Raw genomic sequence first — 19,167 nt, 5'->3', positions numbered from 1 at the left:
GGCGCGTGGGTATGCCAACGAACCTCCCCAGACAAGATCGGATTGGTTCTGCAGATCAGCACTCGAGGAGACCAAGTCAAGATCGAGGTCGATTTTGGACCGTTAGGTAGACTTTGGCTCTCGCGAGATGAGTGGGGATGCGGACTAAGGCCCGGCTTTGCGGTTCAAGACGTCCCCCTGTCGAGCGTAAGACGTACACTCGGCACCGGAACTGTTATTGAGATCCGAGAAATCGCAACTCGCGAGCAAGCATTGGTTCAACTTCACCAATCGGGAAAGGTAATTTGGCTTCCATTCGAGCGACTTAGGCGAGTTAAGGACCCAACATTACGTTTCAAGCGGTCGGACCCCAGCGGTGACCACTCGGCCGAAAGAACCTCTCTCAACATTGTTGCCCATGCGCTCAAGGGCTGGAATGAGGCTACAGGCGCCCTGGATCGATTAGATGTCGATCCTCTTCCTCACCAGATTGCATTGGTTCACCGCATAATAAATTCGGGCCAAACCAATTGGCTCATCGCGGACGATGTGGGACTTGGAAAGACAATTGAAGTCGGCCTTCTCATGGCAGGACTCGAGCGAAAGGAGAATCTTCGTCGAATCTTGCTCGTTGTACCATCGGGACTCACCCGACAGTGGAAAGACGAGATGCTGCTTAAGTTCGATCGACGCTTCCTTATATATGGCGTCGATTTTCGTATTTTTGATCATAGAGAATGGGGCCTCTACGAGAGAGTGATCATCTCTCTCGATCTAGCAAAGCCGCAATCGACGGATGACAACGGAGCAGACCTATCAACTACCTTTGGAATGCTGCTAGCCGCAGGAAATTGGGACATCGTTATATTCGACGAGGCACACAGGCTTGCACGCAACGATCGCGGTCAATCGACTCTTCGTTTTCGACTTGCGCAAGCTTTGCGCAGAAAGACCGACTCTCTGGTTCTGCTATCCGGCACCCCTCACCAGGGTGACAATGGAAAATTTCGTAATCTGTTGACGTTGGCGCGCCCTGATCTGAGGGCTGCCATCGACCAGCTCGAATTCAACAGCGACGTCGTAAGAGAGATAGTTCTTCGAAATCGGAAAATCGATACTGTCGACATCGACGGGAACTTTCTCTTCAAAGGCATTTCAGTGAAGAGAATCGAAGTTGATCACGACGCGAATTTCGCAGACATGGAAGAGAATCTGAAAACCTACCTCAGAAATGGATACCAAGCTGGAGAAACGATAGGGGGATCAGAAGGACGCGCCGTCGGCTTTGTAATGACAATCTATCGGAAACTGGCGTCATCTTCCGTGGCAGCGCTCCATATGGCTCTGAAGCGTCGCTTAGACAGAATCCTCAACGGAGGAATAGCCGACCACACCGTCCCACCGCTGCAAGACGAAGAGATCGACGACATCGAAAATCAGACAGAGACAGCCTCAAAACAATTCTTCGATGGCGAAGTAGATATGATCCAACGCCTGCTGATCAAAACAACAGATTGCATGCGCCTTGATAAAAAAGGGAACGAATTAGTCAAACTGATCGATAGATTGGTCAACAAGGACGGGAAGAAAGTTCTTATATTTACGGAGTATCGCGCCACCCAAGCTTTCATTTTGTACATACTGCGCTCTGTTCTAAATATAGAATCCGTGTTGATCCACGGAGGGCATACCGCAGACGACAAACGCGCAGCAGTTGAAAAGTTTGAAGATGACGTTCCTGTGCTGATCTCAACAGAGGCCGGCGGCGAGGGACTCAATATGCATCGCAACTGCCACATTCTAATAAACTATGATCTTCCTTGGAATCCCAGCCGGATTAGCCAAAGAATCGGGCGCCTGTACAGGTATGGGCAAAAGCAAAGGGTGATCGTTTTCAACTTTCATGCCAAGGACACGATAGACAACGAAATTCTTGGAGTTCTTATCGATCGTGTAATGGCAATCGTTGCGACGATGTCAAAAGTAAGCGCGGAATTCTCAGACTACGACGCTTACGCTGCGGAGGTGATGGGAGAGCTTTTGGATAGAATAGATATCTCTACCCTCCTTGAAGAAGCAAGAAATGGGACAATTGATCGCCCTGCTGACAGAATAGATGCAGCCCTTGAAGAGGCCAGAAAGGCAAAAAGGATGCAGGACGAAGTCCTGCTCTCTTTGAGTGATCTTGAAATCAAGAATACTATCGAGAACACCTTTAGCACGAAAGAAGTCGCTTCGATCATCAAACGAGCTCTCCCTTTCTTTAGAATCGAATTCTCCCATGAGAGCGATCCGGAAAAATTCCTGATAAGGCTCCCCGAGGACATGAAAGGCAAATTTCCTGAATTTGGAACACGAACCGTGATTCCAGTGACAACCAACCGGAGCTCTTGGCGACCGCATACAGATTTGGTGCTGCTCGATTTTTCATCGTCGTTCGTCGAGTTTATAATTGATTCAGTCACATCCCCAGAATTCGATGGAGGCTACGGTAGCTTCGACGACCCTTCCCTCCCCGAGTTTTTCGCGGCCTTTCTGGCGCGATTTCAGAACGATCAAGGAAGAACTCAAGCGGAGCGACTCATTCTCGTGGAACGGGCACCAGATGGTCGGTACGCCAGCACAAATCAGCTAGTGAAGAGATTGTTGAGTTCGATCGGTTCAGACGCACCACCGAGCAAAAAGGACCCTGCGATAAAGCAGATAGAAATTGCGTCGGCTAGGGATCGCGCCGAGGTCACAATGGCCTCCGAACTTAGCAAATTCCTCCACCCTAATGACCTCATCCTTCTGGCTGTCGGTGAGAGAGGCCTTATCGAGAGAGAGGGGAAGGACAACCAACTTGGCCTCGCTGCATCACCCACCTGAGGTTTGGAGAAGGGCGCTCAGTCTGAACCCAATCTCCGGCCGGCATCTGCACAAGCAGAATTTCCGCCGCCTGGTGGAAGCCGGCGCGCTGGTCGAACCGACCGGCGAGATGTCGACACGAACCGGCGGGCGCCCCGCCGCGCTGTTCCGCTTCCGCCGCGAGGTGCTGCAGGAACGCCCCGCCCCCGGCCTGCGCGTGCGCGGCCGGCGGTAAGTCAGTCAAAGCGAAACGCCCCGCCGTCCGGGCCGCTCGCCTGGAGGTTGGATGTTCGAGCTACTGGCTTTCGCACTCGCCGTCGTCGCATTGATCATCGCGCGCAAGACGCAGACCCAGATCGCCGAGCTGCGGGCCCGGTTCGACGCCCTCACCGCCGGACAGCCCGTCCCCGCGACGCCCCCAGCCGCCAAGGCACCGCCCACTGCCATCAACGAAGCCCCGCCGGAGCCTCGGACCGAGCAGACGCCGGAGATTGCCGCAACGATTGCGGCCGAACCGCCGCAATCCGACACTGCGCCTGCTGCCGAGACAGCGGCCGACACGGCGCCCGCGGCGGCGAAGCCCGGCTTCGAGGAGCGGATCGGCACCCGCTGGGTGGTGTGGGTCGGCGGCCTGACGCTGGCGCTCGGCGGCTTCTTCATGGTGCGCTACTCGATCGAGCAGGGCTTGCTCGGCCCCGGCGTGCGGGTGCTGCTCGGCGGACTGTTCGCGCTGGCGCTGCTGATCGCCGGCGAATGGACCCGCCGCAAGGAAGCCGTGGCGCAACTCGCCGCGCTGCCGATCGCCAACATTCCGGCGATTCTCACCGCGGCCGGCACCGCGGTGGCGTTCGCGACGGTGTATGCGGCCTACGCGCTGTACGATTTTCTCGTCCCCGCGACCGCCTTCATCCTGCTCGGCCTGGTGGCACTCGGCACGCTCGCCGCCGCACTGCTGCACGGCCCGGCGCTGGCCGGCCTCGGCGTCGTCGCCGGCTTTGCAACGCCGGTGCTGGTGTCGTCCGGCGAGCCCGACTACTGGGCGCTGTATATCTATCTGGCGGTCATCACCGCCGCCTCGTTCGCGCTCGCCCGCATCCGACTATGGCGCTGGCTGGCGTTGACGACGGTCGCGCTCGCTCTGCTGTGGACGCTGCCCGGCCTCGAAGGCGCCGCGACGCTGATCGCACCGCACGCCTTCCACGTCATCGCGGGCTTCGCGCTCGCTGCACTCTTGGTGGTGTGCGGCCTGCTGTTCGGACCGCCGATCGAGCCCGGCCGGATCGAACCGGTGTCGTCAGCGGCGCTTGCCACCTATCTGCTCGGCGCAGCGCTGATCGTGGTGGCCAGCGCGCACAGCGATCCGGCGCTGATCGTGTTCGCGGTGCTGGTCGCCGCGACGCTTGGCATCGCCTGGCGCGCGGCGGCCGCGACCGCCGCGGTCGGCGCCGCGGCCGGCCTGGTGGGCCTGGTGTTTCTGTCGTGGGTGGTGCGCGGCAGTCCCGAACTGCTGGTGATGCCGGGCGGAGCGTTGCCGGGGATCGGCGCCGATCCGCTGGCCGGCCCGGTGACCACGCATTTGGTTGCCGCCGCATTGTTCGGCCTCGGCTTCGCCGGTTTCGGCATCCTGGCGCAGGGACGATCGCCGAACGCCGGCGTGCCGGTGATCTGGGCGGCGGCGGGCGTGTTCACGCCGCTGGCGCTGCTGATCGCGCTGTATGCGCGGATCTCGCATCTCGACCGCTCGATCCCGTTCGCGATCGTCGCGGTGGTGCTGGCCGCTGCGTTCGGCCTGGCGACGGAACGTCTCGGCAAGCGCGACAACCGGCCGGGACTGCCGATTTCGATCGCGCTGTTCGCCACCGGAACGCTCGGCGCGCTGGCGCTGGCGCTGACCTTTGCGCTCGAGAAGGGCTGGCTTACCATCGCGCTGGCGCTGATGGCGGCGGGGACCGCGTGGATCTCGCTGCAGCGTCCGATCCCATTCCTGCGCTGGCTCACCGCGATCCTCGCCGGCATCGTGGTGGCGCGGATCGGCTATGAACCAAGGATCGTCGGCGACGCGGTCGGCACCACACCGGTGTTCAACTGGCTGCTGTGGGGCTACGGCGTGCCGGCGGCCTCGTTCTGGCTCGCCAGCATCTGGATGCGCCGGCGCGGCGACGACAAGCCGCTCCGCATGGTGGAATCGGCGGCGATCCTGTTCACCGTGCTGCTGGCGTTCATGGAGATCCGCCACGCCGTCAACGGCGGCGACGTCTATCGCGACAACGCGGGACTGACCGAGGTCGCGCTGCAGGTCTGCGTCACGCTGGCAATGGCGATCGGCCTCGAACGGCTGCGGCTGCGCAGCCACAGCCCGGTGCACAACGTCGCCGCGATCGTGCTGGCGATCTTCGCGGCGCTGGGCAGCGTGTTCGGCCTGTTGCTGCTGGAGAACCCGGCGTTCTGGTCGAACTATATCGGTGGCGTGGTGATCAACAGCCTCCTGCTCGGCTATGCGCTGCCGGCCGTGCTGGCGCTGCTGTTGTCCTACGCGGTGGCGGGCGTGCGGCGCCCGGCCTACGGCAATGGCTTCGCCGCATTGGCGCTGATCATGGGGCTCGCTTACGTGACGCTGGAAATCCGGCGGCTGTATCAAGGCCCCGTGCTGTCGCTCGGCGCCCCGAGCGACGCCGAACAATACACCTACTCGCTGGCCTGGCTCGGCTGCGGCGTGCTGCTGCTCGGCGCCGGCCTTGTGTTCGACTCGCAACGCGCGCGTTTGGCGTCGGCGGTGGTAATCGGGCTGACCATCTGCAAAGCCTTCCTGATCGACATGTCGACGCTGACCGGCGTGTACCGGGCGCTGTCGTTCATGGGCCTCGGCTTGGTGCTGGTGGCGATCGGCTGGCTGTATCAGCGCATCCTGTTCCGGCCGCGCGGCACAGCGCCGGTGGCGACTGCGTCGTCGCAGCCTCCGCCGCCGTCGGGCTCGTCTTCAATGTGATCAGTCGGCGACCGCCTCAGCCGGCGGTCTCCGTCAATTGCTCGGTCAACGCCGTGAGGGCGATCTTGACCCGCCTGTTGCGTCGGCCCTTCTTCTCGACGTTGGTCACAGCGAGGCTTGCGATCTCGCCGGTCGACCGCACATGGGTGCCGCCGCACGGCTGACGGTCGACCTCACCGATGCTGACCAATCGAAGCTGCTTCCCGGTCTGCGGCGGCGCAGCCTGAACCGTCCGTACCAGCGACGGCTCGGCCGATAGCACATCGGCGCTCCGGTACTCGATCTCGACCGGCAGGTCGTTTCGGACGAGCGCGTTGAGGCGATCCGTGAGCGTCTCTCGATCGAGAGCCGTCTCGATATCGAAATCGAGACGCGCGTAGTCGGGATAGATCGCGCATCCTGTCACCGGAGCATCGACCAGACTGCACAGTAGATGCAGCGAGGTGTGGAGACGCATCAGCCGGTATCGCCTCTCCCAATCGATCCGGGCCAGCACCTTGGCTCCGATCAGGCTCCGGTCGGGCGGCGTCGCGAGGACATGAGCGATCCGGAGACGGCCTGGGATATAATGCGTATTCACGACCGGCAGCGGCACGCCGCCGTCCAGGACCAGTTCGCCGACATCACCCGGCTGGCCGCCACTCTCAGCATAGAAGATCGTCTTCTCGAGACACACCCCCGCATCCGACTGGTCGACAATGGTGGTCTCCAATTCCCGGACGTAAGCATCGGTTTCGAATAGCTTGATCGTGGGCACGATGGTCATGGCGCCTCGGCTGCGGACGAACAGTATGGGCGATCGGGTGAGCCCAGACGACGGCCGTGCTCTGGCGATGTCGCGCACAGTGCGGCCACCGCCGGAGATGCAATCGCTCCGGATATCGTCGTGCTCAGATCGTTGGTGTCAGAGGCGGCTCAGACGCAGGACTACCCGCGAGCACCGCTCGAACGTGATACGTCGATGTTCGTCAAAACACGGCCGGGATGTTGCCATGCGACCTCCTGCTCGTCGGCCTCGCACCACGCGTCCCTCTTGGCCGAACTAACAACACGACCAGAGGTTGATTTGCATCATCTGCAGACGCATTGTGCGGGTCAACCAAAACATTGTCTGGCAAACAATGTGGATACCCGACATTACCGGCAGACATCCCGTGCGCTACGTCGCCATCGTCGAAGCCTTGGCCGAGGCGATCGCGAGCGGCGTGTTACGGCCGGGAGACCGGCTCCCCACCCATCGTGAGCTCGCCTGGCGCCTCGAGGTCAATGTCAGCACGGTGTCGCGCGCTTACGCCGAGGCGAGCCGGAGACATCTGATCTCCGGCGAGGTCGGACGCGGGACTTATGTGCTGTCCGAGAGCCGAGAAGCGGTCCTGTTCGTGCTCAAGGAGCCGAACGACAACACCGCTCTCCGTGTCATCGATCTGTCCACCAACGTTCCGGCGATCGATCCGTCGACGACCGATCTGGATCTGGCCCTGGCGGACATCGCAGGTGATGGAGGATTGGCTGCCGCGCTCGATCATCCGACACCCACGCTGATTGCCCGCACCCGCGCCACCGCAGCGAGTTGGGTCGCCGCGCGCGGTCTGGAATTGCGCCCCACCGACATCGTGCCGACGGCAGGCGCGCAGCAGGCATTGCTCGCGGTGCTGCTCGCCATCTGCACTGCCGGCGAACCGGTGCTGGTCGAGGAGATGACCTTCCCTGGTATCAAGGCATTGGCCCGCCAGCTCGGTGTGCCGCTGCATGGCGTCGCGATGGACGCGCAGGGAATCTTGCCGGAGGCGCTCGACCGCGCGGCGCGGGCAACGTCGGCGCGCATCGTGGTGCTGGTTCCTGCGCTGCAGAATCCCACCGGTACGACGATGAGCGAGGCGCGCCGGGCCGAGGTGGCCCAGATCGCGAAGCGGCGCGATCTGCAGATCATCGAAGACGATATCTACGGCACCCTGGCAGCAACGCCGCCACTGGCGATGCTGCTGCCGCACCGCTGCACACTGGTCACGAGCTTCTCGAAGTCGGTCGCCGCCGGCCTGCGCTTCGGATTAGTTGCAGGGGCCGGCCCGGTTGCGCGTGCCGTTGCGGCCGAGCCGCAGACGACACTGTGGCCATTGGCGCCCTTGATGGCGGAGATCGCCTGCCGATGGATGGAAGACGGGACCGCCCTGCGCCGCGCCAAATGGCAGCGCGACGAGGTGGGTGTTCGTCACCGGCTCGCTCGCCGTGTACTGCCCAATGGTCGGGTCGGCAATCCGCCGCCGTCGCCGCACGCGTGGCTCGCCGTGCCGCCGGAGATGGCAGACCCGGTGGCCGCATGCCGAGCGGTCGGGATTGATGTCGTCTCGGCGGCGACCTTCGCAGTCACCCGCGCGGCGCCGCGTCGAATCCGGATCAGCCTGACGGCAGCGAAGACGCGCGCCGAACTCGGCCGCGCGTTGGACCGGCTCGCAGCCATCGGAATTTCATGGCCAACGGATTTTGAAACGTGATGCGGACGGCGTGCCGCAATTCAGCTCAGTCCGTGGAGCGGCGCAGCTCGGGCGCGGCCTCGACCTTGGGCGGATCGAGCCGGGCCGACTCGACGCGCGGTGTCGGTACGCTGGCGGTGACTTCGGCGCGCTGCTGGGTGCCGGGCGGGTGCAACGACCGCGGCCGGCTTTGCGAACTCTGCGAGTGCGAGATCGCGCGCGCGAGCTGGATCCGGCCCTGATGGCGGAAGTCGCAATACGCAAAGCCCATCCCCGACACCGAACCGCGGAAGCTGCGCTCGCTGGTCTTGGTCAGGTTGAAGCAGGGCTCGAACGGGATGCCCTTGATCGACGCGCAGATCGACTCGCCGCGAACCTGGAGCGTATTGCCCGGCAGGCGCATGAAGCGGTTGGGTCCGGACCCCGAAAACTGCACCGCACCGGCGGCGCCGCCATCGTCGAACACGCGGCCGGCGCCGCGGGTTCCATCGAAGCAGGTAAAGGCGAACACCTTGTTGGCGACGAATTTGCGCGCCTCGTCCGCGTTCATCGAACCGGCCATCGCCGGAAGGACCGTCGCGCCTGAGATCACAGCGCCGACAACGAAACGCGCAAACATGCCTGTACTCCTACTGGGAGCGGGTTAAACTCGCTTAACCCGTTCCTTACCATACAAACTGCGGCGAGAATGGCGCAGCTTGGTTGGTAAAGTCTGAACGAACTAACCGATCCCCTACGTAATTTTCACCACGATCCGGCCGCGGACTTGGCCAGCCAGCACCTTGGCGCCGGCCTCGATGACTTGGTCGAGGCTGATTTCCTGCGTGATTTCCGCGAGTTTCGCCGGTTCGAGGTCGGTTGCGAGCCGTTCCCAGGCGCGCTTGCGGTCCGGCAGCGGGCACATCACCGAGTCGATGCCGTAAAGACACACTCCGCGCAAAATGAATGGGGCGACCGAGCTGGGCAGATCCATGCCGGCAGCGAGGCCGCAGGCTGCAATCGCGCCGCGGTACTTGGTCATCGACAGCAGATTGGCCAGCGTGGTCGAGCCGACGCTGTCGATGCCGCCGGCCCAGCGCTCCTTCGCCAGCGGCTTGGCCGGACCGGACAATTCGTTGCGGTCGATGATTTCGGCGGCGCCGAGCTGGCGCAGATAGGCCTCTTCGGACGCCCGGCCGGTCGAGGCGATGACCTGATAGCCGAGCTTGGAGAGCAGCGCGATCGCCACCGAGCCGACGCCGCCCGCCGCGCCGGTGACGACCACCGGGCCATCCTTCGGCGTCAGGCCGTGCTTCTCCAGCGCCAGCACGCTCAGCATCGCGGTGTAGCCGGCGGTGCCGATCGCCATCGCGTCACGCGCGCTCAGGTTTTCCGGCAGGCGTACCAGCCAGTCGCCCTTGACGCGGGCTTTCTCCGCATAGGCGCCGAGATGGGTCTCACCCATGCCCCAGCCGTTGCACACCACCTTGTCGCCGGGCTTCCAGTCCGGATGCGAGGACTCGGTCACGGTGCCGGCGAAATCGATGCCGGCGATCATCGGAAAGCGGCGAACCACCGGCGCCTTGCCGGTGAGCGCGAGGCCGTCCTTGTAGTTGAGCGTCGACCATTCCACCGACACGGTGACGTCGCCGTCCATCAGCTCGGCCTCGTCGAACTGCGTCAGCGCCGAAACTGTGCCTTTGTCCGCCTTGTCGATGCGGATCGCCTTGAACGTCGCCATGTCGCGCCCCCCTTGATTTGTGCTTGTCGGTGCCGACGTGAGTTAGAGAAAGGAGCAGCCGGCTGTAAAGCTCAGGTTGCGCCGCAGCGATGCAATTGCGTGACTCTGGTGTGACGATTTAGCCCTTTCGACCTCTAGCGGAACCCAGGGCCGCGTGTTATATTAGATTTGCTCTTATTGAGGATAAGTCGCTTCCTCATAGGTCCTTGAATGTCGGGCGATGGGACGCCCCGAAGGCTCAAGGAAGCGGTCAAACGCAGCGGTTGTAAATTGCCGGCCCATTGTGGCCGGATTTCTCAAACCCAGTATATGCTCAAACTGAGTATATATGGCATGGGTACAAGGAGGCGTCGATGCCGCTTGCTGAACTCTACGGTCCGGAGAATTTCGGCCTGCCGCCGCATGCGCGTCAAGCTTCGCTTCCGCGCGCCCCGCTGAGCGCGACCGAGCGAGCGAGCGCGCTGCCGATGCCGTCGCTGGAATGGACGCCCGAGGTCGAGGCGGCCACCGCTCACCTCTACGAGAAGGTGCAGAACGTCATTCCGCCGGTCGAGTGGCCGTTCATGGCGCCCTACATCAAGGCGATCAACGAGCTGAAGCGCGAACGCGACGCCGTGATCCTGGCGCACAACTATCAGACGCCGGAAATCTTCCACTGCGTCTCCGACATCGTCGGCGATTCGCTGCAGCTCGCGATCGAGGCCACCAAGGTCAGGGCCTCGACCATCGTGCAGTGCGGCGTTCACTTTATGGCGGAAACCTCGAAGATCCTGAATCCGCAGAAGCGCGTGCTGATCCCTGATTCACGCGCCGGCTGTTCGCTGGCCTCTTCCATCACCGGCGCGGATGTCCGTCTGCTGCGTGAGAAATTCCCCGGCGTTCCGGTCGTGGCTTACGTCAACACGTCGGCAGACGTGAAAGCGGAAGTGGATATTTGCTGCACCTCTTCGAACGCCGTGCGGGTAGTCGAGAGCCTCGGCGTCGACCGCGTGATCATGGTGCCGGATCAATATCTGGCGAAGTACGTCGCGTCGCAGACCAAGGTGAAGATCATCGCCTGGAAGGGCGCCTGCGAAGTGCACGAGCGCTTCACCGGCGACGAGCTGCGCGTCTATCGCGAGGCCGATCCGAGCGTGAAGATCATCGCGCATCCGGAATGCCCGCCGGACGTCCTGGCGGAGGCCGACTTCACCGGCTCGACCGCGCACATGATCGACTGGGTCAAGACCAGGCACCCAAAGCGCGTGGTGATGATCACCGAATGCTCGATGGCCGACAACGTCCAGGCCGAGCTGCGCGACGTCGAGATGGTGCGGCCGTGCAATCTGTGCCCGCACATGAAGCGGATCACGCTGGCGAAGATCCTCGACAGCCTCGTGTACCTGCGCGAAGAAGTCACGGTCGATCCCGCCATCGTCGCGCCGGCCCGGCGCTCGGTGGAGCGGATGATCAACCTGAACAACTGAGCCTGAAGGCTCACGACGGATGGCGGCGTCCGTGCCGCCATCGCTGTGCATCGAAGGCGTTCGCGGACAGTCGCGTGAGAGTTGGATCGCCGCATGAACAGCACGCCCGAGTTCGCACATCTTGGCGTCCATGGTGACGTCGTCATCGTCGGCGGCGGTCTCGCCGGGCTGTTCTGCGCGCTGAAGCTGGCGCCGCGTCCGGTGACGGTGATCAGCGCCGCGCCGCTCGGCGAAGGCGCCTCCACCGCCTGGGCGCAGGGCGGCATTGCGGCCGCGGTCGGCGAAGGCGACAGCGCCGAATCGCACGCAGCCGACACCATCGCGGTCGGCGCCGGCCTGGTCGACGAGGCGGTGGCGCATCGCCTCGCCGGCGAAGCGGCGGCACGCATCCACGATCTGCTCAGCTACGGTGTGCCGTTCGACCGCGACCTCGAAGGACGGCTGGCGGTCGCGCGCGAGGCGGCGCATTCGGCGCGGCGCATCGTCCACGTCCGCGGCGACATGGCGGGCCAGGCGATTATCAGCGCGCTGACCGATGCCGTCCGCAAGACGCCGTCGATCAAGGTGATCGAAGGCTGGTTCGCCGACGGGCTGCTGATGCACGACGATGCGGTCGCCGGATTGCGGCTGCGCAAGGTCGGCCACGCCGCCGGAGCGCCGATGCACATTGCGACGCGCGCCGTGGTGCTCGCCACCGGCGGCATCGGCCATCTCTATGCAGTCACCACCAATCCGGTCGAGGCCCGCGGTGTCGGTCTGGCGATCGCAGCCCGTGCCGGCGCGCGGATCGCCGATCCGGAATTCGTCCAGTTTCATCCGACCGCCATCATGGTCGGCCGCGACCCGGCGCCGCTCGCCACCGAGGCGCTGCGCGGCGAAGGCGCGATCCTGGTCAACGGACAGGGCGACCGCTTCATGCTGGCGGCGCATCCGCTCGCCGAGCTGGCGCCGCGCGATATCGTCGCCCGCGGCGTGTTCGCCGAAGTCGCCTCCGGACGCGGCGCCTATCTCGACGCCACCAAGGCGCTCGGCAAACACTTCGCCGAACATTTTCCGACCGTGTACGAGAGCTGCATCTCCGCCGGTATCGATCCGGCATCGCGGCCGATCCCGATCGCGCCGGCGGCCCACTACCATATGGGCGGCATCGCGGTGGACATGCACGGCCGCAGCTCGCTGCACGGGCTGTGGGCGGCGGGCGAAGTATCCTGCACCGGCGCGCATGGCGCCAACCGGCTCGCCTCCAATTCGCTGCTCGAAGCCGTCGTCTACGCGGCGCGGATCGCCGAAGACATCGCCGGCACCGAACTCACCGCCACCAAGTCGCGGCTCGACGTGCCGGAGGGGCGCAGCACGCCGATCGATCCGGCGCAGGAGCTACGGCTGCGGCAGGCGATGGCCGGCAAGGTCGGCGTGATCCGCGACCGCGAGGGATTGACCGAGGCGGTGCGGATTTTCGCGGCGCTGGAGGCCGAAACTTCATCGACCACCCTCGCCAATATGGCCACGGCGGCGCTGCTGGTCGCTACCGCAGCATTGGCTCGCACCGAGAGCCGCGGCGCGCATTATCGCGCCGACTATCCGGCCGAGAACCCGGCGCAGGCCAGGCGCACCACGACTTCGCTGGCGCAGGCCCGCGAGCGCGCCGCCGCGCTGGGCGCCGGCGTCGCGCACGACAGCCGCACGCCGGCACAATCCGCCCTCGCCTGATCAGGATCGTTCTTCATGTCGCCGACTGCCTTGCTGCATCCCGATGCATTCCTGTCGCCATTGGCGATCACCGACGCGGTGCGCCGCGCGCTCGACGAGGATCTCGGCCGCGCCGGTGACGTCACCTCGGTCGCGACGATCCCGGAAGCGACAAAGGCCCACGCCATCCTGGTGGCGCGCCAGGGCGGCGTGATCGCCGGCTTGCCGCTCGCGGTCGAGACCTTCCGCCAGCTCTCGGCGGATGTCGCGATCACCGCGCATGTGCGCGACGGCGACACGGTCGCGGCGGGCATTCAGGTGCTGACGATCTCTGGGCCGGCGCGCGCCGTGCTGACCGGTGAACGCACCGCGCTGAACTTCGTCGGACGGCTGTCGGGCATCGCGACGCTGACGGCGGACTACGTCCGGCACACCGCCGGCAGCAAGATGCGGATCTGCTGCACCCGCAAGACCACGCCCGGCCTGCGCGCGCTGGAGAAATACGCGGTGCGCTGCGGCGGCGGCTTCAACCACCGCTTCGGCCTCGACGACGCCATCCTGATCAAGGACAACCATATCGCGGTCGCCGGCGGCATCCGCCCGGTGCTGGAAGCGGCGCGATCCAAGATCGGTCATCTGGTCAAGATCGAGATCGAGGTCGACACCCTCGATCAGCTCCGCGAGGTGCTGGATACCGGCCTCGCCGACGTCGTGCTGCTCGACAATATGGATCTCGACACGCTGAAGCAGGCGGTGGCAATGAGTGCCGGCCGCGTCGTGCTCGAAGCCTCCGGCGGCGTCACCCGCGAGTCGATCAGCCGCATCGCCGCCACCGGCGTCGACTACGCCTCCTCCGGAGCACTGACTCACTCCGCCCCGAACTTCGACGTCGCGCTGGATATCGACGCGTAGGCAGACGGTTAGCCGAGACGCTTTCGGCTAAAGCCAGACAGCGACTATCTGAAGGCGCTGCGCCCAAAGCGCCGCCTTCCAACCGCGAGATTCCGGGTTCGCGCTACGCGCGCCCCGGAATGACTGCTTGGGACATGTGGAAGATACCACCGACCGCGGGGTCGATGCCCGTACTCTACGACGCGCTTAGTTGCCCTTCGCCTGAATCTCCGCCGAGCTCCTGGCGGCTTCGGCGAGTTGGGCGGTGATCGAGGCGGTTTCGGCGGCGGTGCCCCAGCTCGGAGCGTCGCGGCCGTCGCCCCAGGCGCGCGGGCGATAGAAGGTATGCACGCCGGTCTTGTACATCTTCTTCATCTCGTGGACCCAGGACGGCCGCACCCAATAGGCGTGGTAATGAGTCGACTTGCCGACCTCGGGCAGCCACAGCTTGCCGTCGAGCATCGCCCGGGCGATCTTGCGGGCGCGGTCCCACATCTCCGGTTCACGCACAACGTCGGCGACGTTGTCGCAGGCGAAGGTGAACTGGCATGCGTAGCGGCGGTGCTTGTTCTGATAGACGACACCGCAGACGTTGGTCGGATAGAAACCGGAGAACGCGCGGTTGAGCACCACCTGCGCCACCGCGATCTGGCCGCGCACCTTTTCGCCGCGGGATTCGAAATACACCGCCTCCGCCAGGCACTTCTCGTGTCTGGCACGCTGCTTCGAATCGATGGCCAGACCGAGCCGTTCGGCCGGCGTCTTGACGTGATGGTCGGCGTTGACCTGGCCCTTGCCGGCGATGGTCTCGCCCGAGGCGGACGGATCGAGCGCAGCGGTCGATGGCAGCGGCGATTTCATCTCGGGGTCGGCGGCGTTCGGCGACACGATGATCGGCTCCTCGCCGGGCTGCCACCGCTCCAGCGTCTCCTCCATGCCGCCGAGCGATCCGGTGCCGAAGAACAGGCTGGCGGTCTTGAACGCGAACGGATCGCGCGGCGCCGCGGTATCGGCGCCGGGCGCCGGGTGCTGCTCGTCCGGCGACAGCGAACCGTCGTATTGCGACAACGGCTCAGATTGCAGCGCTTCGGCGAGTTCAGGATCGAGCGCCGGCGAGGCGTCGGTCGCCGTGAGCGCCGCGGCGGCGTCGGCAGGCGCAGGATCGGCGGAGACCGGCCCGGAGATCTCGGCGCCGGCGCGGTCCGGGGTCTGCGACGCGGCATCGTCGGGCGCGGGTGCGACTTCGAGGGTCTGGGCTTGCTCGGGCCGCGCGAGCGCCAGGCGATCGCCTTTCAGCGTGCGGTCGACCTTCGGATAGTCCGAAGCCTGGAAGCGCGGCGGCGCCTGGAGCAGCGGATTGCGGCTCGGCGCGAGGCCGCCGCTGCGGCCTTCGATGCTGACCAGGCGCGCGGCGCCGAGCTGCGGCATCCAGGTTCCCATCGGGCGGCCGAACGAGAACGTCGCGACCTGCACCGAGCCCAGCGAGGACGCGAACATCCGCTTCTGCCAACGCTCGGTGGCGCCGGTCTGCCGCACCAGCAGCGAGGCGATATCCTGGTGTCCGATTTCGTTGGGCAGCGCCGCGAAGACACAAACCCCGAGGCCGAAGGACGCAATCCGCGCGCCCTTCGACCGGTTACGCATGACTGACATCGATACGCTCACGCAACGCTTACTGGCGACCAAGTCCGAGGGTTTCGGACAAGTTGATCGTTTGCGTTGTTATCCGATTAAAGTTGCCCGTGCGTTAATGGCCGATGCACGCGCGCAACACGCAACGCCGAGCTGTTAGTTCACGGAACCGGCTGCGAATGTGGTGAATCAGCGCTTCACGGCGGTGGTTAAGAATGCGTTGCGGGACGTCGTTAACAGGACGCTGCGCACAAGCCGCGCCGCTGGTTACCAGCGCAAAATACAAATGGCCGGGACGAGGCCCGGCCATTCGAAATCCGATCAGTCTTGCGAGGCGCGATTACGCCTGGCTGGCGATCGCCTTGCCGAGCGCGGCCTGCGCGGCGGCGAGCCGCGCGATCGGCACGCGGTACGGCGAGCACGACACGTAGTTGAGGCCGACTTCGTGGCAGAACGCCACCGAGGCCGGATCGCCGCCGTGTTCGCCGCAGATGCCGACCTTGAGATCGCGGCGGGTCTTGCGGCCGCGCTCGACGCCGATCCGGACCAATTCGCCGACGCCGTCGCGGTCGACCGAGACGAACGGATCGACCGAAAAGATGCCCTTCTCGATATAGGTGCCGAGGAAGCTGGCGGCGTCGTCGCGGCTGATGCCGAAGGTCGTCTGGGTCAGATCGTTGGTGCCGAACGAGAAGAATTCGGCGCCCTCGGCGATGTCGCCGGCCATCAGGCAGGCGCGCGGCAGTTCGATCATGGTGCCGACCTGATACTTCAGGCTGCTGCCGGTCTCGCGGTTCACCGCATGCGCGGTGGCGTCGATCCGGGCCTTGACCAGTTCGAACTCGGCGCGGGTCGCGATCAGCGGCACCATCACTTCGAGACCGACCTGTTCGCCGGTACGCTTCTCGGCCTCGACAGCGGCCTCGAAGATGGCGCGGGCCTGCATCTCGGCGATCTCCGGATAGGCGATCGCCAGACGGCAGCCGCGGAAGCCGAGCATCGGGTTGAACTCGGCCAGCTCGCGGGCGCGATCGGCCAGCCGGCGCGGATCGGCGTTCATCGCCCGCGCCACTTCCTCGATCTCGGCGTGGCTGTGCGGCAGGAACTCGTGCAGCGGCGGGTCGAGCAGCCGCACCGTCACCGGCAGGCCCTTCATGATCTCGAACAGCTCGACGAAGTCGGCGCGCTGCATCGGCAAAAGCTTGGCGAGCGCGGCGCGGCGCGACTGCTCGTCTTCGGCCAGGATCATCTCGCGCACGGTGCGGATGCGGGTCTCTTCGAAGAACATGTGCTCGGTGCGGCACAGGCCGATGCCTTCGGCGCCGAACTTGATGGCGGTGCGGGCGTCGACCGGGGTGTCGGCGTTGACGCGGACCTTGAGCTTGCGGACCTCGTCGGCCCAGCCCATCAGCGTGTTGAAATCGCCCGACAGCTCCGGCTCGATCATCGGCATCTTGCCGGCCAGCACCTGGCCGGTGCCGCCGTCGATCGTGATGATGTCGCCGGCCTTGAAGGTGCGGTTGCCGATCATCATCGTGCCGCGGCCGTAATCGACGCGGATCGCGCCGCAGCCCGACACGCAGGGCTTGCCCATGCCGCGCGCCACCACGGCAGCGTGCGAGGTCATGCCGCCGCGGGTGGTGAGGATGCCTTCCGAGGCGTGCATGCCGTGAATGTCTTCGGGGCTGGTCTCGATCCGGACCAGGATCACCTTGCGGCCGTCGGCATGCAGCTTGGCGGCCTCGTCCGACGAGAACACGATCTCGCCGGAGGCGGCGCCGGGCGACGCCGGCAGGCCGGTGGCGATGACGTCACGCTTGGCGTTGGGGTCGATGGTCGGGTGCAGAAGCTGGTCGAGCGAGCCCGGCTCGATCCGGGTGACCGCGTCCTGGCGGTTGATCAGCCCCTCGTTGGCGAGCTCGACCGCGATCCGCAGCGCCGCCTTGGCGGTGCGCTTGCCGCCGCGGGTCTGCAGCATCCACAGCTTGCCCTGCTCGATCGTGAATTCCATGTCCTGCATGTCGCGGTAGTGCTTTTCCAGCAGGGTGTAGATCCGCGTCAGCTCGTTGAAGGCGTCGGGCATCGCCATTTCCATCGACGGCTTGTCGGAACCAGATTCGATGCGGGCGTATTCGGTGATGTCCTGCGGGGTGCGGATGCCGGCGACGACGTCCTCGCCTTGCGCGTTGATCAGGAACTCGCCGTACAGCCGGCTTTCGCCGGTCGACGGGTTGCGGGTGAAGGCCACGCCGGTCGCCGAGGTCTCACCCATGTTGCCGAACACCATCGCCTGGACGTTGACGGCGGTGCCCCAGGATTCCGGAATGTCGTGCAGGCGGCGATAAGTCACCGCGCGGGCGTTCATCCACGACGAGAACACCGCGCCGATCGCGCCCCAGAGCTGGTCGTTCGGATCCTGCGGGAAGTCCGCGCCGGTCTCGCGCGCCACCGCGTCCTTGTACTGGCCGACCAGATCGACCCAGTCGTCGGCATCGAGATCGGTGTCGAGCGTGAAGCCCTTGGCGTCCTTGTAGGCGTCGAGGATTTCCTCGAAGTGATGATGCTCGAAGCCGAGCACCACGTCGGAATACATCGTGATGAAGCGGCGATAGCTGTCGTAGGCGAAGCGACGATCACCGGATTTCGCCGCCACGGCCTCGACGGTCTCGTCGTTGAGGCCGAGATTGAGCACGGTGTCCATCATGCCCGGCATCGAGGCGCGGGCGCCGGAGCGCACCGAGACCAGCAGCGGGTTCTGAGGATCGCCGAACTTCTTGCCGGTGAGCTTGCCGACATACTCCAGCGCGCGTTCGACCTGCGACTGCAGTTCCTTCGGGTAGGTCTTGCCGTTGGCGTAGAAGTAGGTGCAGACCGAGGTCGGAATGGTGAAGCCGGGCGGCACCGGCAGGCCGAGATTGGCCATCTCGGCGAGGTTGGCGCCCTTGCCGCCGAGCAGGTCGCGCATGTTGGCGCGGCCTTCGGCCTTGCCGTCGCCGAAGGTGTAGACCCACTTGCCGGCCTTCGGCGCAGCGACGGCTTTCGCGGCCGGCTTCTTGGCGGGCTTGGCCGCGGGCTTCGAGGCAGGTTTGCTGACCGGCTTGGCCGACGCCTTGGTCACTGTCTTGGCGGCGGGCTTCGTCACCGTTTTGGCCTTGGCGGCAGATTTCGCCGGAGCCTTCGCCGCGGACTTTGCCGGAGCCTTCGCCGGAGCCTTGGCAACGGACTTGGCGGCCGATTTGCCAGCAGGCTTCGAGGCCGGCTTGCTAACAGCCTTCTTGGCCGCCTTCGGCGGGCTCTTGGCCACCGCTTTCCGGGCACTCGACGCTGCGGCGCCCTTTCCGCGCGCAGCACCAGAAGACTTGGATTTCGGGGCGGTCTTCTTCTTCGAAGCGGCTTTGGCCATGGCTTTCAACGGTCCGCGAGAGAGGAACAGAAAACGGGCGCTTTAGACCACGTTTTGGCGGTCGCAAGCAAGGCGGCGGAACC

General features: G+C 64.7%; 12 protein-coding genes and 1 pseudogene. 8 read left to right on the top strand and 5 right to left on the bottom strand.

The features are described 5' to 3' along the window. Nucleotides 1-42: 42 nt before the first annotated feature. From FLL57_RS01580 to FLL57_RS01570, 3 genes and pseudogenes are all read left to right on the top strand, one after another. Nucleotides 43-2,847 carry a DEAD/DEAH box helicase gene (locus tag FLL57_RS01580; protein ID WP_185966177.1) on the top strand — a complete coding sequence of 935 codons (2,805 nt, stop codon included), beginning with the start codon at nucleotides 43-45 and terminating at the stop codon, nucleotides 2,845-2,847. A gap of 28 nt (nucleotides 2,848-2,875) precedes the next feature. Further along, a pseudogene (locus FLL57_RS01575) lies at nucleotides 2,876-3,061 on the top strand (NrtR DNA-binding winged helix domain-containing protein); the annotation flags it as partial. Between the two features lie 51 nt (nucleotides 3,062-3,112). Further along, nucleotides 3,113-5,812 (top strand): DUF2339 domain-containing protein, encoded by a 2,700-nt coding sequence (locus tag FLL57_RS01570; RefSeq protein ID WP_142881950.1) that lies wholly within the window; start codon nucleotides 3,113-3,115, stop codon nucleotides 5,810-5,812. A 16-nt stretch (nucleotides 5,813-5,828) separates the two neighbouring features. Here the strand turns inward: FLL57_RS01570 and FLL57_RS01565 are convergent, their stop codons facing one another. Next, on the bottom strand, nucleotides 5,829-6,656 hold the full coding sequence (locus FLL57_RS01565; RefSeq protein WP_234713397.1) for an alanyl-tRNA editing protein: 828 nt from the start codon (nucleotides 6,654-6,656) through the stop codon (nucleotides 5,829-5,831). A 310-nt stretch (nucleotides 6,657-6,966) separates the two neighbouring features. Between FLL57_RS01565 and FLL57_RS01560 the strand changes: the two genes are divergently transcribed. Then, entirely contained in the window at nucleotides 6,967-8,304 is a 1,338-nt protein-coding gene (locus tag FLL57_RS01560) for a PLP-dependent aminotransferase family protein (RefSeq protein ID WP_234713398.1), read from the top strand. A gap of 25 nt (nucleotides 8,305-8,329) precedes the next feature. Here FLL57_RS01560 and FLL57_RS01555 read toward each other — a convergent pair whose 3' ends face one another. Together FLL57_RS01555 and acuI are read right to left on the bottom strand one after the other, a co-directional pair. Further along, nucleotides 8,330-8,902, bottom strand: coding sequence for a hypothetical protein (locus tag FLL57_RS01555; protein ID WP_047309532.1), 573 nt, complete (start codon nucleotides 8,900-8,902; stop codon nucleotides 8,330-8,332). 114 nt (nucleotides 8,903-9,016) lie between these two features. Continuing rightward, nucleotides 9,017-10,003 (bottom strand): acrylyl-CoA reductase (NADPH), encoded by a 987-nt coding sequence (gene acuI / locus FLL57_RS01550; RefSeq protein WP_047309533.1) that lies wholly within the window; start codon nucleotides 10,001-10,003, stop codon nucleotides 9,017-9,019. A 353-nt stretch (nucleotides 10,004-10,356) separates the two neighbouring features. Between acuI and nadA the strand changes: the two genes are divergently transcribed. From nadA to nadC, 3 genes are all read left to right on the top strand, one after another. Then, a complete protein-coding gene (gene nadA, locus FLL57_RS01545; RefSeq protein WP_047309534.1) occupies nucleotides 10,357-11,469 on the top strand; it encodes a quinolinate synthase NadA in 1,113 nt (370 codons plus the stop codon). A gap of 93 nt (nucleotides 11,470-11,562) precedes the next feature. Continuing rightward, nucleotides 11,563-13,179: an L-aspartate oxidase gene (locus FLL57_RS01540; RefSeq protein ID WP_047309535.1), complete on the top strand. Its 1,617-nt coding sequence runs from the start codon at nucleotides 11,563-11,565 to the stop codon at nucleotides 13,177-13,179. Nucleotides 13,180-13,194: 15 nt separating this feature from the next. Next, the gene (gene nadC, locus FLL57_RS01535; protein ID WP_142881949.1) at nucleotides 13,195-14,070 is read left to right on the top strand and encodes a carboxylating nicotinate-nucleotide diphosphorylase; all 876 of its coding nucleotides are present in this window, start codon (nucleotides 13,195-13,197) and stop codon (nucleotides 14,068-14,070) included. A gap of 186 nt (nucleotides 14,071-14,256) precedes the next feature. On the opposite strand, the gene FLL57_RS01530 is transcribed toward nadC, so the two are convergent. Together FLL57_RS01530 and ppdK are read right to left on the bottom strand one after the other, a co-directional pair. Further along, nucleotides 14,257-15,702, bottom strand: a complete 1,446-nt coding sequence (locus tag FLL57_RS01530; protein WP_142881948.1) for a cell wall hydrolase — start codon at nucleotides 15,700-15,702, stop codon at nucleotides 14,257-14,259. Nucleotides 15,703-16,021: 319 nt separating this feature from the next. Beyond that, on the bottom strand, nucleotides 16,022-18,823 hold the full coding sequence (ppdK, locus tag FLL57_RS01525) for a pyruvate, phosphate dikinase (RefSeq protein WP_234713382.1): 2,802 nt from the start codon (nucleotides 18,821-18,823) through the stop codon (nucleotides 16,022-16,024). On the opposite strand from ppdK, the gene FLL57_RS23465 reads away from it, so the two are divergent. Beyond that, nucleotides 18,804-19,130: a hypothetical protein gene (locus FLL57_RS23465; protein ID WP_235677190.1), complete on the top strand. Its 327-nt coding sequence runs from the start codon at nucleotides 18,804-18,806 to the stop codon at nucleotides 19,128-19,130. The two genes, ppdK and FLL57_RS23465, sit on opposite strands and share 20 nt — an antisense overlap. Nucleotides 19,131-19,167 lie beyond the last annotated feature (37 nt).

The organism is Rhodopseudomonas palustris, assembly GCF_007005445.1.
GTDB classification, from domain to species: Bacteria; Pseudomonadota; Alphaproteobacteria; order Rhizobiales; family Xanthobacteraceae; genus Rhodopseudomonas; species Rhodopseudomonas palustris_G.
Note: the sequence above shows the minus strand (reverse complement) of the source record. Positions and strands in the feature narration are given on the sequence as shown.

What these genes read in the sequence shown, in the direction of transcription:
- FLL57_RS01555 (WP_047309532.1), bottom strand. Translation starts at nt 8,902, where the DNA reads ATGTTTGCGCGTTTCGTTGTCGGCGCTGTGATCTCAGGCGCGACGGTC.
- FLL57_RS01540 (WP_047309535.1), top strand. Translation starts at nt 11,563, where the DNA reads ATGAACAGCACGCCCGAGTTCGCACATCTTGGCGTCCATGGTGACGTC.
- nadC (WP_142881949.1), top strand. Translation starts at nt 13,195, where the DNA reads ATGTCGCCGACTGCCTTGCTGCATCCCGATGCATTCCTGTCGCCATTG.
- acuI (WP_047309533.1), bottom strand. Translation starts at nt 10,003, where the DNA reads ATGGCGACGTTCAAGGCGATCCGCATCGACAAGGCGGACAAAGGCACA.
- FLL57_RS01530 (WP_142881948.1), bottom strand. Translation starts at nt 15,702, where the DNA reads ATGTCAGTCATGCGTAACCGGTCGAAGGGCGCGCGGATTGCGTCCTTC.
- nadA (WP_047309534.1), top strand. Translation starts at nt 10,357, where the DNA reads ATGCCGCTTGCTGAACTCTACGGTCCGGAGAATTTCGGCCTGCCGCCG.
- FLL57_RS01570 (WP_142881950.1), top strand. Translation starts at nt 3,113, where the DNA reads ATGTTCGAGCTACTGGCTTTCGCACTCGCCGTCGTCGCATTGATCATC.